General features: G+C 47.7%; 8 protein-coding genes. 1 reads left to right on the forward strand and 7 read right to left on the reverse strand.

Annotated features, from left to right (window positions below; translation table 11 throughout):
* Positions 1 to 45: 45 nt before the first annotated feature.
* Complete coding sequence (locus tag D3H65_RS17470) at positions 46 to 3,039, forward strand: endopygalactorunase (RefSeq protein ID WP_119051536.1); 2,994 nt, start codon at positions 46 to 48, stop codon at positions 3,037 to 3,039.
* Between the two features lie 148 nt (positions 3,040 to 3,187).
* Here D3H65_RS17470 and D3H65_RS17475 read toward each other — a convergent pair whose 3' ends face one another.
* From D3H65_RS17475 to D3H65_RS17510, 7 genes are all read right to left on the reverse strand, one after another.
* Positions 3,188 to 4,837: a glycoside hydrolase family 43 protein gene (locus D3H65_RS17475; RefSeq protein ID WP_119051537.1), complete on the reverse strand. Its 1,650-nt coding sequence runs from the start codon at positions 4,835 to 4,837 to the stop codon at positions 3,188 to 3,190.
* A 276-nt stretch (positions 4,838 to 5,113) separates the two neighbouring features.
* The gene (locus tag D3H65_RS32960) at positions 5,114 to 5,638 is read right to left on the reverse strand and encodes a collagen-like protein (protein WP_162915695.1); all 525 of its coding nucleotides are present in this window, start codon (positions 5,636 to 5,638) and stop codon (positions 5,114 to 5,116) included.
* A 156-nt stretch (positions 5,639 to 5,794) separates the two neighbouring features.
* Positions 5,795 to 6,487, reverse strand: a complete 693-nt coding sequence (locus tag D3H65_RS17490) for a rhamnogalacturonan acetylesterase (protein WP_245999524.1) — start codon at positions 6,485 to 6,487, stop codon at positions 5,795 to 5,797.
* A 52-nt stretch (positions 6,488 to 6,539) separates the two neighbouring features.
* Positions 6,540 to 7,952: a pectate lyase family protein gene (locus tag D3H65_RS17495; protein WP_119051541.1), complete on the reverse strand. Its 1,413-nt coding sequence runs from the start codon at positions 7,950 to 7,952 to the stop codon at positions 6,540 to 6,542.
* A gap of 14 nt (positions 7,953 to 7,966) precedes the next feature.
* Positions 7,967 to 9,631 carry a DUF4957 domain-containing protein gene (locus D3H65_RS17500; protein WP_119051542.1) on the reverse strand — a complete coding sequence of 555 codons (1,665 nt, stop codon included), beginning with the start codon at positions 9,629 to 9,631 and terminating at the stop codon, positions 7,967 to 7,969.
* 29 nt (positions 9,632 to 9,660) lie between these two features.
* Complete coding sequence (locus D3H65_RS17505; RefSeq protein ID WP_119051543.1) at positions 9,661 to 11,487, reverse strand: RagB/SusD family nutrient uptake outer membrane protein; 1,827 nt, start codon at positions 11,485 to 11,487, stop codon at positions 9,661 to 9,663.
* A 17-nt stretch (positions 11,488 to 11,504) separates the two neighbouring features.
* On the reverse strand, positions 11,505 to 14,729 hold the full coding sequence (locus D3H65_RS17510) for a SusC/RagA family TonB-linked outer membrane protein (protein ID WP_119051544.1): 3,225 nt from the start codon (positions 14,727 to 14,729) through the stop codon (positions 11,505 to 11,507).
* Positions 14,730 to 14,925: the final 196 nt, after the last annotated feature.

The raw sequence follows: 14,925 nt of genomic DNA on the forward strand, positions 1-14,925 counted from the left end.
TTCTCTATAGAGCTTGTATCTTTCGGGCAACGACTATTACTTCATATGAATATATATACAGCCCTGACAGTGTTTGCCATTACCGGCTTTTGTTTTTCAGCCAATGCCCGGCAAAAAGCCGTGACGGACCCCTGCGCTATTACTATGCGTGCACATGCTACGCATATTGCCTCCGTGGAACGGGAATCCATCACCGTGATCAATGGCAGTACCTATTCTTTTACCGTAGATACGCCGGAAGACCAGGGGCTGGTATCCACTGTACCGGATGTAACACAGTTACTGCAACAAATAAGGCCGCAAGGCAACAACACCCAACAATATGAGGTACTAACCAGCGACGGTATGGTCAAAAAGGAAGGCAGAATTGCCAATGGTGACAAACTGGTAGTCACTACGCGCGATGGAAAACATACAAAAAGGTATTCCCTCCGCTTACAGGCCTTTGCACTGAATGGGCGCCTGGTGCTGGATCAACACACACTTACGCTTAATACGCCGGCCAACCTGGTATTGTACTATACAGCCGGGCAAAGAAGCCCCGATGCCAGCGTACGCATTCTGGTACCGGCGGGTATCAACGTGACGATGGATAATACAACAGTGAACGTGATTGGCCGTGGGGATGTATTGCTGAAAGACCTGGCTACCCAATCCATTGGCCGGGTGGGAACAAATTATTCCTATTCCAAAGTAGGAGATGTAACGATCACCAAAGCTGCTGACGGTGGTACTGTAGTTCAATTCAATCACCTGGACCTGCGGCCGGCCAATGGCGCCGACCTGCGGCTGGTGATCCGCGATGTGGTGCTGACAAAGGCCGGGACTTACCGGTTTCAGGCCAACTATACCACCGCCAGTCCTGCCGTACTAACGAGCGCCGGCACACTCAGCGAGTCGGCCACGCTCACAACCACCAATACGATCACCAGTTTTGAAAGAGTGATCGCAAAAGGGGCAGCCTTTTCAGACGCGCCCGGCACTTACACTTCCCTGCAATTCACCTGGCGCTCAAACAATCCAGGCGCCGCCATTCAACTGATGCAATCGGGTGACCAGGGGAAAAGCTGGAAGGTCTCCAAAGCAACGATCGATGCACGGAAAGGGCAGGCTGCTATCACCGGCCTGGCCGGCAATCAGCTATACAGTTTCCGCTTACAGGTAAAAGACGGCGAGCATAAAGGATTTTCCAACACCATTCGCTTTTATTCGGGTAAAATGGACATCAAAGGTTTTGGCGTAAGCGGTGAAGACAAGCAGGATAACACAGAAATTATTAATAAAGCCATTGACTCATTGTACCGACTGGGCGGAGGTGTACTGCTTTTCAGCAAGGGTACTTATTCGGTACGCACCGTACACCTCAAAAGCAATGTATGGTTATACATCGACAAAGAGGCTACCCTGAAGGCTCTTAAAGGAACGGATGCACCGGAAAGCACCTGGTTCAGCGACCGGAAATATCGTTCCGGTCTCTCTCCTACCGACCCCGGCCCGTATGCTGATCCGGAGAATTACATGACGAAACAAGATGTAGGCCACCATTATTTCAGGAATGGGATGTTCTTTGCAGAAAGAGAAGACAATATCAAGATCATTGGCAACGGGCATATCACGGGCGATGGTAATTTGGTAACAGGCGATAAGGTGATGAGCAATGCACCGGATAACCGCGGCGACAAAATGTTTGTATTTAAGTTATGTACCAATATTGAGATCGGGGGATTGCAACGCACCGAAGACCTCTGGTACGATGCAGAAAAAGACGAACCCTATTATATTAAGAAAGATGGCAGTAAGGATGCTGACATCAGTAATATGCTGCAAATCGACCGCGCCGGGCATTTTGTATTATTGGCTACGGGAACAGACGGTATTTATGTACACAACAGTTATTTCTCCAGGGCGCACCAGGGCAATGTGCGCGATATTTATGACTTCATGGGCTGCAACAATGTAACAGCCACGAATATCTATTGTAAGGTAAGTTCTGATGATATTATTAAGCCAGGGTCAGATTGCTCATTGGGTTTTACACGTCCAGCCAGTCATTATATGGTACGTAACATTATTGGCGATACCAACTGCAACCTGTTCCAGATAGGATCAGAAACGGCTGATGATATTATGGACCTGCATGTAGACAATATCTATGTACTGGGGGCCAATAAAGCAGGCTTCTCTATTTCCACCAATGATGGCGCACACATCAAGGATGTGCACCTCAACTGTGGACATACGGGGCCTATCCACTCACGTTCTAAAATGTACCGGGCTACTACACCTTTCTTTATTTCCATTTCCAACCGGGGGCGCATCCTCGGGGCCAATGTAGGCAAGTATGCTTTTACCGATCATGGGGATAAGCACAATGAGCTGCTGGTGAAGAATGTAAATATTGGCCAGGTAGAAAACATCATCATCAACGGCATCGACATCTTTGAGGTATACAGTGGCAGTTCCTATAGCGGCAAGCGCTGGAAACCTTATGATGGTACGCAGAAAAGATCAAGTCCCATTATCGCCGGTTATAAATTACCGGGCGGGGAGGATATGGAAGGCAAACTTGATTTTACCTTACCCAACGGTCAGCATACGGGCTATATCAACAACGTAGTATTCAATGATGTACACGTGCTGGTGAAGGGAGGCAATCCGTTATCTGATACCGCACAGGTTTCTCCTGAATTAGGTGTGGGGCAATACAATGTGACCAATCTGAAGGTGCAACCTTCTTTTGGTCTGTGGGCCCGTCATGTAAAAGCACTTTCTGTAAATGTATGTTCTTTCAACTATGAGCAGCCCGATGGCCGTTATGCTATTTACCTCGAAGATGTGCTGGGCGCCAAATTCTCCGGCATCAAAATGATGCGTGGGAAGGACAATGAGGCGGTGATCAAACTGAAGGAAGCAAAAGATGTGTTTGTGGATGGGGCTGTCTATTATAATACCATGTGGGGCAATACGCCGGTAGAACTTCCCCGGATCAGTTATACTTCCGGAAACAGTACGACAAGCTTTCCGGATAAAGGCAAATAATAGCAACATAACAGAGCCATAGCTAGCCTCTTTGCACCGCCATCCTATCTGGAAGGCAATCGTTGCAGGAAGAGGGGCTCGGGGTTTGGTGTTTCGGGTTCAGTGTTTCGTGCTGCTACCTCACCACTCACTACAAACCACTCATAACTCACTTCTCCAGCTTATCAATGCGGAACCAGTCCACATCGGCAAAGCCGGCATCATTGATCTGCGTAGTACGGGTGCAGAATATACCCGCTTTGGCGCCCACCCAACGGCCTGGGGTAGCCTGAAAGGCTGTTTCTATATCAGTAAATGATTTGCCATCAGTACTATATCCAAAGCGGCATTGGGCGCCTGCACGTACCTGTACCCGGAAGTAAACGGTAGCCGTAGAATCGCCCAGTTTAGTGAGTGTTTTTTCGGTTTCAGGATTGGCCTTGTACGCATCTTTGCAGGTACCATACACCAGCCAGATACCATCCTTCCTGCTTTTGAGGGCAATGTTGGCATAGCTGAGGCCCATGATGACCAACCCTGCTTTTTCATTTTCCAGCTTGGGATTGGGTGTAAAGGAAAACTTAGTAGTGATGACAAACGCTTCTGCCGGCCATTTTTGTAACAGGATATTGGGCACGTCCCACAGGTTATTGGCTGAGTCGGGCATCTTATCAGAATATAAGCGTAAGACCCCTTTGGTGGGATTCAGAAACGACCAGGTCGCTTTGGGATTGGCCTGCCATTGCCATTGCAAACCCAGGGTAGTTGTATTGAACTCATCACTTTCTGCCGGAGTAGCAATGGGATAGGTTTTCCCTACAGCTGGTTTCTTATACACCAGTACCGGCTCTCCCTTACCGTCACCATCTTTATCAATGCCGATCACCGGCCAGTTGTTGATCCATTTCATTGGTTGAAGGTGTACCACCCTGCCATAAGCCCCCTTGTCCTGGAAATGCAGGAACCAGTCTTCCCCCGCGGGCGTTTGTATCCAGGCGCCCTGGTGAGGGCCGTTGATCGGTGTAGTGCCCTGGTCCATGACCACTTTCCTTTCGTAAGGGCCATAAATATTCTTAGACCGAAGTACCAGTTGCCAGCCCGTAGACACACCACCTGCGGGAGCGAAAATATAATAGTATCCATTGCGCTTATACAGCTTGGGACCTTCAATCGTAGCATCCGTTTCATGACCATCATACACCAGTACACCTTCGCTGACCACCCTGGTACCGGTGGCATCCAGCTCTTTGATAACGATCAGGCTTTTAATGCCTGCACGGCTGCCTGCGTATGCATGGGCCAGGTACCCTTTGCCATTATCATCCCAGAAGGGACAAGGGTCTATCAATCCTTTTCCAGCCTCTACCAGCACGGGATCAGTCCAGGGACCTTTGATGTTCCTGGCCCTCGTAACATAAATGCCAAAATCCGGATCGGGATAATAAATGTAAAATTCACCATTGTGGTAGCGGATAGCCGGCGCCCATACACCATTGCCATGCTGTGTTTTGGAAAAATGATCGAAAGGAGGCTGCCTTTTTAAAGCATGTGTGATGATCGTCCAGTTGACCATATCCTTCGAATGCAGGATCGGCAACCCGGGTACTGCATCAAAACTGGAGGCTATGAGGTAGTAATCGTTTCCCACGCGTACAGCATCGGGATCAGAATAGTCGGCATTGATCACCGGGTTTTTATAGGTACCATTTCCATTGTCAGCCATCCATACTTTTGAAACGGGGTTGGCAAGCTGGGCAAAACCGGTAAGGTTAAAATTGAACAGGCAGGTAATGGTACAGGCAAGGAACAATAAGCGCATAAATATTAATTGATTTCAATCATGGCTTTGATGACACCGTTGGCGGGGTTAAGCCAGTCGGCATGGATACAATATTATCAACTTAATTGTTAAGCAAAAAGCGAAGTCTGCAAGTATAGCCTGGGGAGGCGAAAGTACACTATTTTCCCAAGCGGCTATCCCGTACCATCCCATAAAAAGGGTTGTTCCGGTTTCCGTGCCTGCATGCACTTTGACCGCAACAACCCTTGTAATACCTGTGCTTATTTTGATTCGAACATCACCAGTCAATGCCTGTTAACGGGGAAGCTGGTAATATTTTCGTACCGCTTCATAATCAGCAAAGTCAATATCCGGCAATGGATGGGCACCTGTTGCTGCACGGCCACCGGCCTGCTGGCTACTGGTGACTATCCGTACGATCTTAGCCTGCGCATAGGATTCACCAGCACCATTTTTATCTATATAAAAATTAACCTTGTTAGCGCTATAGGTCATACTTACCCGGTATTGTGTAGCACCGCCAACGCCGGTACCAGGCAAAAAATACCAGCGGTCAAGTGGTTGATAATACAGGTACACAAACCAGGCCGATCTATCCATTGAATCCTTGGTAGTAGTTACCAATAACTGCACAAATCCTGCTGCCAGGTTTTGTACCCCATATGAGTATTGCGTTACATTGGCATTACCGGCAATGCCCTGCGGTCCCTGTGGTCCGGGCACACCTGCTGGTCCTGCCGGCCCTGTATCGCCCTTTTTACAGGACAACACTGCAAAAGATAAGATCAGACCTGTTAAGAATACGGCTGCATATTTCATGTACATTATTTTACCGGGCAATGTAGTCAGAAAAAGAAGCCGCTCCTCTACCCTATTTGTGTGATAGGGCGCCACTCAATGTCTCTCCTTTTACCTATTGCTTTACAAACCTCATCAACACTTTTTCATCCGGTAACCGGTATAAATCCTGACACCTTAATTCCGACGCACTATTCTTTCCGCCAGCTCCAGCTTCAGCGTTTTTATTTCGGCCAGTACGATCTGCGCCATTAAACGTGCACCTAGTTCATTGAAATGGGTATTGTCTTCTTTTCCTTCGGGATAATTGGGGTGCTCTCCTTTTGCCAAATGCAGGAATAGCAACTTTGATCTTTCTTCTCCCAACTCCTGCAGCAGGGCCTGACTTTTCCGGTCAAGATCTATCAAGAGGACATGGTATTCATTGGCAACTTTACGTACGATCTCCGCATACACTTCGTGGGTGTCTTCTATTTTTCCGGCGTCATCAAATTTCCGGCGCGCTACGGGTGTCAGTAGTACCGGGATGGCTTTTTTATGGCGTGTTTCCGTAACGTATTTAACCAGGTTTGTCTTAAATTCTTCTTCAGTAGTGTAGCTCTTCTTCGTACTTACTTCATCATTGTGGCCGAATTGTACAAACACGTAATCTCCTTCTTGCAATGCATCCACTACGGGCTGCCACCTTTTTTCTTCCAGGAAGGTGCGGGTACTTCTGCCATTCTGTGCCCGGTTATCAACGGTTACCGTAGAATCGAAGAAGTACACAAAGGGCATTCCCCAACCAGTTTCCGGGTATGCTTTCTCCTGTTTCATGGACATGGTAGAATCGCCTATAAGATACACCGTGATCCTTTTTTTGAATGGCATTGAAAATGCCATCAGTAGCACAGCGTACAAAAGAACCGCTCCCGGACTTACTTTATTTGACCAATTCATTCAGGTAGATTTCTATATTGGAGTACCATTTGTTCAGGGTAAACAGGCTGGCATCATTGCCATCGGCCGGGTTGAGCTGGTGCGCTTTTTCCCAGGCATCGGGCATTCCATCTTTATCTGTATCAGTAAGTGCAGGCAGGGATTGCAAGGCGGGCCATGCCCCGGTGGTCAGTTCATAAGCAGTACCATGCGGAAAACCGCCCTGCACATCTATAAAACCACCGGTCCTGTTCCTGACATTACTGATGATACGCTCGTCCATCGTATCTCTTTTAGGGAGGATGGCCCCTACCTGTTGCAGCACCTGTATATAAGCTTCTTCGGCAGTTTGAGTGGTGACAGGCACAATCTCAAAGGGCTTTTCCAGCGTTACCTGTGTCACCTCATCTTTGCCATTGCCGACTTTTACACCCTGCCAGTTATTACGGGTCACATCTGTAGCACCATCCACATAGTTGCCCGCCACATAAAATTTGCCATAGGGAATATCAGACCGGTTGAAGGGGTTCAATAACTGATACCTCACTTGTTTGCCTGTATTGGGCCCGTACTTATAATAGTTGTTGACAATATTGTAGCGTCCGCCTTCACCGGCATGTGTATTGTTGTGCCCCCAGTTGTAGATCACATTGTTCCGGTAATCCACATTTTCTTCCGGGGCATTGCGAATGCCGTCAAATCGCGGGGTTCGGCTATTGCAATGAGCTATCAGGTTGTGGTGAGCGGAGAGATGCCTGCCGCCCCATATACCACCATAGCCGTGGTGTTCGTAATCTTTATCGCCGGTCTCAAAATGATAACTATAATTAAGTGGCTCAGCTATCAGGTTCCATTGCAGGGTGGAGCTGTCTCCTGCATATACTGATATTATTTCATCGGTACTCCAGCTCAGGCTGCAATGATCGATCAATATGTTTTTACGGCGGGTACCACCAAAAGCATCATCACCTCCATTGCCATCTACCATACCGCCACGCTGGTACTTATCGCCCATGCGGAAGCGCAGGAAACGGATAACAATATTGTCGCCGCCTATACTCACCGGCTGATCGGCCAGGCATATACCATCACCTGGCGCCGACTGGCCGGCAATAGTTACATTACCCGCAATGGTCAGTTTTGTACGGAGGTGGATGGTTCCTGATACAGCAAACACGATGATACGGGGTACTTTGGCAGTGGCTGCTTCCCGGAAGCTACCCGGACCAGCATCTTCCAGGTTGTTCACGATGAATACCTTTCCTCCCCTGCCGCCGGTTGCATATTGCCCAAACCCTTCGGCGCCCGGAAAAGCAATAGGCTTCCCATCGGATGCTGTAGCAACCCCTTGTTGCTGTGCAGTACAGGACAATAATAAACAGTACACAAATCCTTTTAATAATACGATCTTTCTCATTTAAAAATTCTAATTTATTGTGCCCACCGGGGATCGCCCACTGGCCCACCCGTAGTGCTGCTCGTTCTCAGTTCTGAACCAGCAGGCAGGGTGAAATTGGTGGTCGCGCCATCCCATCCGAGGGCTATCATCTTATTGTTTTGCATGGTCATCGCAGCCGGAAATGTAAGCGCTAGCGGCGTTGCTGCCCCATTGGTGAGGTTAAATGTATTGTTGTTGGAAAACAGCATAGTAGCGGTGGTGGCTGTAGCTCTTATCGCGGCAGGGCCAATCGTTTGATCCTTAATAGGCGTATTCGCAATAATACAGTTTTGTATGGTCAGGTCAACCGGGTTGGCATTGGCATCAAATATGGTATAGTTCCTGCTGGTGCCACCAGAACCAAAGTTATTGATGGTACATTGATCGATCAGAATAGTTGGCTTTGGACTGGATAAGGTTGTATTGCAGCTAATGAATGCACGTCCCATACTATGGAAAGTAGTCTTTACCAATTCCAGTTTCGAAAACTGCAGTTTATTGATGGTAAAGAAAACGTACGTGGAAGCCGTTGCGCTGTTGGAGGCAATGGTATTACTCACCTTTATGAGATCGATCTTATGATCGCTGCCATTGGCGCCACGGTCGCCCCGGAGGAAACAATTGGCGAGATTCTTAACGATACAATTATCGACAATGAGGTTGGTAAAGGTGGCAGCTTCTGCATCAGTAGCCATTCCGGCAAGATTGAGGAAATACGCTGCCGCGCCCAGGGTGCCATCAAACTCAATCCCTTTCAAAGTAACACCCGCTCCATTTCCTTTCAAGGTCACTTCCTTAAAGTTGACTTTGGTATCAGCTGGATTATTAGAAACAGATTGAATAGTAACACTTTTTTGGGCGATCACCAGGTTGACATAGGCCGCTAAATTATCCACGCAATTGTATGTTCCTGGCTGTAGCCCGATCACATCGCCATTGGCGGCATTGGCTACGGCAGTAACGAGGTCCTGGCCTGGAGATAATACAACAGCATAAATGCTGGGTTCTTTGGTGATGAAACCAATGATCCCTTTGCTTAATGTACCCTGAAATATCTCGGCGAGGTAGGCCATTTTGGGAGTCAGGCCGGTAATGAGCTTTTGCATGGCCGTAACGTCTGCCGCATCGAGCGGCACTTCAAATGGAGCACCTGTTGCCGGTGTCAATACGATCTTTGTGAGGCCCGGCATGGTTCTCCATTTGAGCAATACCGTTTTATCTTTCAGGTCTGCATCACTAATATTCAGGAATATCTGCTCACCCTTGATGCCAAAAGAATTGCTGTACTCCCATTTTGAATCTGCCGATCCACCCTGGCCTTTGGCCTTGACACGGGCAAAGTATTTTGTTTTTATCTGAATATTCCTGTCCGTGATCGTCAGGGATAACGCTTTTGTTTCCGTGGTATAGTCAATCGTCCCCGTGAGCAGGGAATCTTTACCTACCTCCACTACATAAGTAACAGAATCGGAGACGTAAAGGGAAGGAGACCATTCCAGTTTGGCATTGGTCTCATTCGATGTTGCACCGATCCTGCCGGGGGTAAAGATACGTTCCGGCGCAAAGGTTTCTTCTTTATCCTTTTCGCAGGATAAGGCCAGGATGGCAAACAGGAAGATGATCGTCAGGCCGTTTATATGGTTGATTACTTTTTTCATATAGTATAATCAGTTTGAAGTAGCAGGAATTAATATCCGTAATCCTGCTTAAGGTTATAGTTTTGATTGAGCACGCCGGAATACAGCGGGAATAATTCTTTCTTGTTCTTTTCAAACTTCAACGCAAACCCCTGGAATTGACCGGTAATGTATTCTTCGTTAACCGCCACGCGCCAGTTCTTTCTGACGTAACCATCAGGCGTAGAAGCCACCGGATCGAGGGTGAACATGCTCTTGGATACCGGTCCGCCGTACACATCAAAATCAAGAGTCTCTTCCGGCACTGTCTTGTTTAATACTTTGTTCGCTTTTATGTATACGTATTTAGGGACGTTAGCATAGCGCCCTGTTCCATTCATTAATTCGCGGAGATTGGCCCTTGTTTGATCAATGACCGTAGCCAGCAGGTTCCAGCGAATAAGATCATATTTTCTTATTCCTTCACCACCAAATTCGAGCAACCTTTCTTTTACGATAGCCTTAAAGAAGCCATCTTTATCCGTAGGGGTAGTACCCATCCTGCTTTCAAAACCGGTGAAAGCGCGTTTACGCACCTCCTCATAAGCGGCAATGGCTTTGGCAGAAGGTGCGCTACCCAGCTCATTGTCTGCCTCAGCATACATCAGCAATACATCTGCATACCTTAGCAGGGGCCAGTTGATGCCCAGGTTCTGGTTGGTACCATTGATGGAGGTCCAGTATTTACGGTACTTGCCATCCCGCATATCGTTGAAATTGGTCACCACCTTATTATTGGCGCCATCGATCTCAAACCAGGCCAGGGTTACATCCCGGCGGCAATCACCCACAGAATCAAACTCATAAAAATAAGTAGGGATGCCTACTACGCCGCCATTGGCAACTCCATACGAGGAACTACCGTTGATACGGATACCATTGGAATAGCCCAGTTTGCTATCCGTCCTTGCATTACCACCGAACGCGCCTGCTTCAAAGATCCATTCATTGTTAGGATCCAGGCGGGTGCTATTATGTATTGTTCTAAACAGGTTTTCATAGCTGGGGTTCAGGCCATGCTCTTTGCTGGCGATGATGTCAGCACACTCGTCCATCGCTATTTTGTAATACTCCTTGTAATCGGCCTTGCGGATCATTTCCTGTGGACTACGCCTCAAAGAGTAACCACCACGCGCCAGGGCGATGCGTGCACGTAAGCCCTTCACTACTGCTTTGGTAACGCGGGTGGAAGGATCGCCTGACTCACTTCTCCAGGGCACCAGGTCCGAAGCTGTTTTCAGATCGGCCAGTAATATATTGTAAATAGAATCGCGGTCTGATTTAGGCAGGAAAAGATTGGGGATATCGGCAGAAGGCTGGAATTGCGCCGGGAGATCACCCCAGTTGCGGATGAGTTCATAATAGAACTGCGCGCGGAGGGTGAGCACTTCTCCATACAACTTGCGCATGATCTTTTTATCAGCCTCAGACCCTTTGGTATATAGGCCGGATAGCGGAATGTATTTAATACAAATATTGGCCCTTTCAATACCCTGGTACAGCTGGGAAAAAGGAGCATCCAGCTCTGTATTGTCGGGACTGGCACCATAGCCACTCAATCCCCTGCGATCGAGTGGATTGAAATCGCCGGAGGTCTTAAAATCGTCGGCGGCCATAGGATAAAGCAGGGAAATACGGCTTCCGTAGCCATTATCGCCCATCAGCTTATTATACACCCCTACAACTGCAGAAGTGGTATAAGAAACACTTTCAAAAACTGCGTCCTGCGAGATCGTGGAAGGATTTTCCACATCAAGGTATTTTTTACAGGAAGCGGTGGCCAATACACCCGCTAAGGCGATGGAGGAGAATATGGTGGTGATGGTCTTATTTTTCATTGTCGTTCCTTTAAAGATTAAAATGTAACATTTATACCTGCCAATATGTACCGGCTGCGGGGATAGGCAGCATAGTCAACACCCGGAGTGAGCGGGTTACTACGCCTGGTATTGGCTTCGGGGTCAAAGCCTGAATAACCGGTAAGCGTTGCCAGGTTATTAACAGTGGCATAAACCCTGAACTGGGAGAATACTTTTGTTCTCTTTAAGAGGCTTTGTGGTACAGAATAACCCAGTGTGACGTTACTGATACGCAGGAAAGAACCATCTTCAATAGCAAAGGAATGCAGGAAGTATTGACCGCCGGGTGGGGTCCAGTATTTCGTTTCCGCATTCAGCTTACTCAACTGAGCGGGATCATTAACCTTCAGGCCGTTCTCATCATACCATTTCCAGCGATCGTTCATGATGGCCAGCATATTGTTGTCCCTGTACAGGTACTGCGTAGTAAATTCAATCTTGTTGGCATTGTATACTTTGTTACCTACTGAGAAGTTCATAAAAATGCTGGCATCAAATCCTTTATAAGAGAACTGCTGGTTAAAGCCACCGATGAATTTGGGCTGCGCATTGCCCAGCACTGTCCTGTCGTTGGCGCCGATACGCATATCCGTAGTTTTTGATAGCTTTTTCAGTTTGAGGTCGCCGGGCTGCGGCTCCCGGTTGCCCAATGCTACATCGCGGCTATCAGGTATACCAGCTTTGATGGTATATTTCTGGGTGGCTGCATCATAATCAAAATCATCCACAGTATAGAAGCCGTCTGTTACATAACCATAGAATTGTCCCATTGGCTGACCCACTTCCACCAGGAAATCCTGGTAAGTAGCGCTGATCCACCCGGCCATCTCGAGGTAAGACTTCAGGGGCTGACCTGTAGGATCGATGCCCAGACTCTCAATCTTGTTTTTGTTGAACGCAATGTTGAAGTTGGCATTCCAGGTAAAATCCTTTGTATTCATGATGTTGCCGGCCAACTGAAATTCAATACCCCTGTTGGAGGTTTTACCCACATTCTGGTATTGGGTAGAGTAACCACTTGTTTGCGGGATCTTGGCTTTCAGCAGCAGGTCTTTCGTGCTATTGTAATAAACATCAACCGATGCAGTAAGCCTGTTGTTGAGCAGGGAGAAGTCCAACCCAAGGTTGCGGGAGATGGTAGTTTCCCATTTGAGGTTAATATTGGCCAGTTCGGCAGCGGTAAAACCTGGTATCACCGACTCATTGAATGCATAACCATCGTTGCTGTTGGCAGCAAACATGGTCTTATACAGGTCAGTGGGGATACGGTTGTTACCGGAAGAGCCCAGGCTGAACCGGAGTTTCATATCGGAGAAGAAGCTCATATTCTCCATAAACTTCTCTTCAGATAATTTCCAGGCCAATGACATGGACGGAAAGACCGCATTGCGGTTTTGCTCAGCAAATTTGGAACTGCCATCGCGCCTTACCGTAAAGTTGGCAATGTATTTTCCATTCCAGGAATAGTTAACACGCCCAAAGAATGAGAGCAATCTTTCTTCCGCCTGCGAGGTAGTAGGCGCATCCTGTATCAGCAAATTGGGAGGAGTAGCTTTTTGAATACCTGCAAAAGCCTGCTCGGGAGTAATATCCACCGGCAGCCATTTGGTGGTAATATTCGTATTGTTGGACTTTTGCTGCCAGATCTCCTGACCTGCCATGAGATCCAAACTATGGCCGCCTTCCAATTTCAGTTTATAGCTCACTGTATTGGAGTTCGTAAGCGAGAACACATCTCCTTCTCCAATCTGTACCACGGGCATATTCGCATTTTGGCGGGCGATGCTGGTGGCCACGCCATTGAAATTGTTGGTCTTCCTGGAAGTTTGGTTGATACCCAATACCGTTTTGAAGGTAAGTCCTTTAATGATCTCGAGGCTTGCATAGCCATTAACGATGATATCGTTGCGGTAATCATAGCGCAACTCCTGGTTGGCCAATATCACCGGGCTGGTCAGGTTGGTGAGATTGGCATAATCGGGATCAAACTCATCTACCTGTGATTCCAGTCCTGGCGCCACAAATGGCCGGAAACGTACGGCATTGCGCAAGCGGTTGGTGCTTTGTGTACCCGTATTGGAGGTACCTACCCCATCCACCCGCTGGCGGCTATAACGTGCATTGACACCCACCCGCAGACGATCGGTAACTTTATGATCGAGTTTGAGCGCAGCCAGGGTACGTACAAACCCCGAGTTGAGCATAATGCCTTCCTCATTGGTATGATTGAGGTTGAAATTGAAGGTAGTGTTCTTGTCGCCGCCTGTAAGACCCAATACATGAGTATGGTTGAAGGCATTCTGTCCGAATACTGCATCCTGCCAGTCGGTAAATGGCATTTTCTTATAAAGCTCTATATCCTCCCAACGACCATAATTATCACGGAAAGTATTTTTGGTTTCCTGGTTGGTATTGTAGTTGTATATCTGGTATTGATACTTTACATAGTCGTAAGGGCTCATTACCGCCAGTTTATTGACGATGTTGCGCATCCCGGCATAGCCATTATAGGTTACCTGCGTTTTCATGGCTTTTCCTCCTTTGGTAGTAATGATCACTACCCCGTTGGCGCCCCTGGCTCCATATATAGCAGTAGAAGCCGCATCTTTCAGTACATCGATGGTCTCGATTTCCTGGGGAGAGAGCAGGGAAAGGGCATTCTCTACCTGGATGCCATCCACGATATACAAGGGAGAATTATCCTGTGTGATGGAATTACCACCCCGTACACGCACTTGTATGTCGGCTCCGGGCTTTCCTTCGGTGGTGATCACCTGCACTCCTGCCAGGCGGCCGGTAATGGCCTCTGCAGCGGAACTAAGTGGAATGTCTTTAAGATCACGGCCACTGACAGAAGAAACGGAACCGGTTACATCTCTTCTGCGTATCGTTTGGTAACCGATCACCACTACATCATCAAGACTTGAATTGCTTTTTGACAGTTTGATGGTCAGTGGGGTATTGCTGTTGGCAGGAACAGTAATAGAGGTATATCCTGTAAAACTAATTACCAGGGATATATTGCCATTATCGGAAGTGATGAGGGTAAAATTTCCTTCAGCATCGGTCTGCGTGCCTTTGGTAGCACCTTTGATCATAACACTAACGGCTGCAAGAGGCACATTGCTATCGTCGGTTACCTTTCCTTTGATCTGCCGGGTTTGTGCCGTCAGGTGGAGGGAAACAGCAGCCAATACCAATAGCATCAGTAGTCTTTTCATATAGCAGTTTTTTAATGTAAATGGGCGAGGTTAGGGTTTATAATAATATATCAGCAGGTTATGGAAGCATTCATTCCCGTTGATAAATGTCAAAATGAATACTAAAAGTGTTAAACTGACAGGATTGTAGGCACGCAGGAAGGCATGCACTATGAGAAAGGATCATCTTCGGCATAGCAAGCAATTTATTAGTTAG

It is taken from the genome of Paraflavitalea soli, assembly GCF_003555545.1.
GTDB classification, from domain to species: domain Bacteria; phylum Bacteroidota; class Bacteroidia; order Chitinophagales; family Chitinophagaceae; genus Paraflavitalea; species Paraflavitalea soli.

Coding starts and splice junctions, on each gene's coding strand:
- D3H65_RS17475 (WP_119051537.1), bottom strand. CDS start 4,837: ATGCGCTTATTGTTCCTTGCCTGTACCATTACCTGCCTGTTCAATTTT.
- D3H65_RS17505 (WP_119051543.1), bottom strand. CDS start 11,487: ATGAAAAATAAGACCATCACCACCATATTCTCCTCCATCGCCTTAGCG.
- D3H65_RS17495 (WP_119051541.1), bottom strand. CDS start 7,952: ATGAGAAAGATCGTATTATTAAAAGGATTTGTGTACTGTTTATTATTG.
- D3H65_RS17490 (WP_245999524.1), bottom strand. CDS start 6,487: ATGCCATTCAAAAAAAGGATCACGGTGTATCTTATAGGCGATTCTACC.
- D3H65_RS17470 (WP_119051536.1), top strand. CDS start 46: ATGAATATATATACAGCCCTGACAGTGTTTGCCATTACCGGCTTTTGT.
- D3H65_RS17510 (WP_119051544.1), bottom strand. CDS start 14,729: ATGAAAAGACTACTGATGCTATTGGTATTGGCTGCTGTTTCCCTCCAC.
- D3H65_RS17500 (WP_119051542.1), bottom strand. CDS start 9,631: ATGAAAAAAGTAATCAACCATATAAACGGCCTGACGATCATCTTCCTG.
- D3H65_RS32960 (WP_162915695.1), bottom strand. CDS start 5,638: ATGAAATATGCAGCCGTATTCTTAACAGGTCTGATCTTATCTTTTGCA.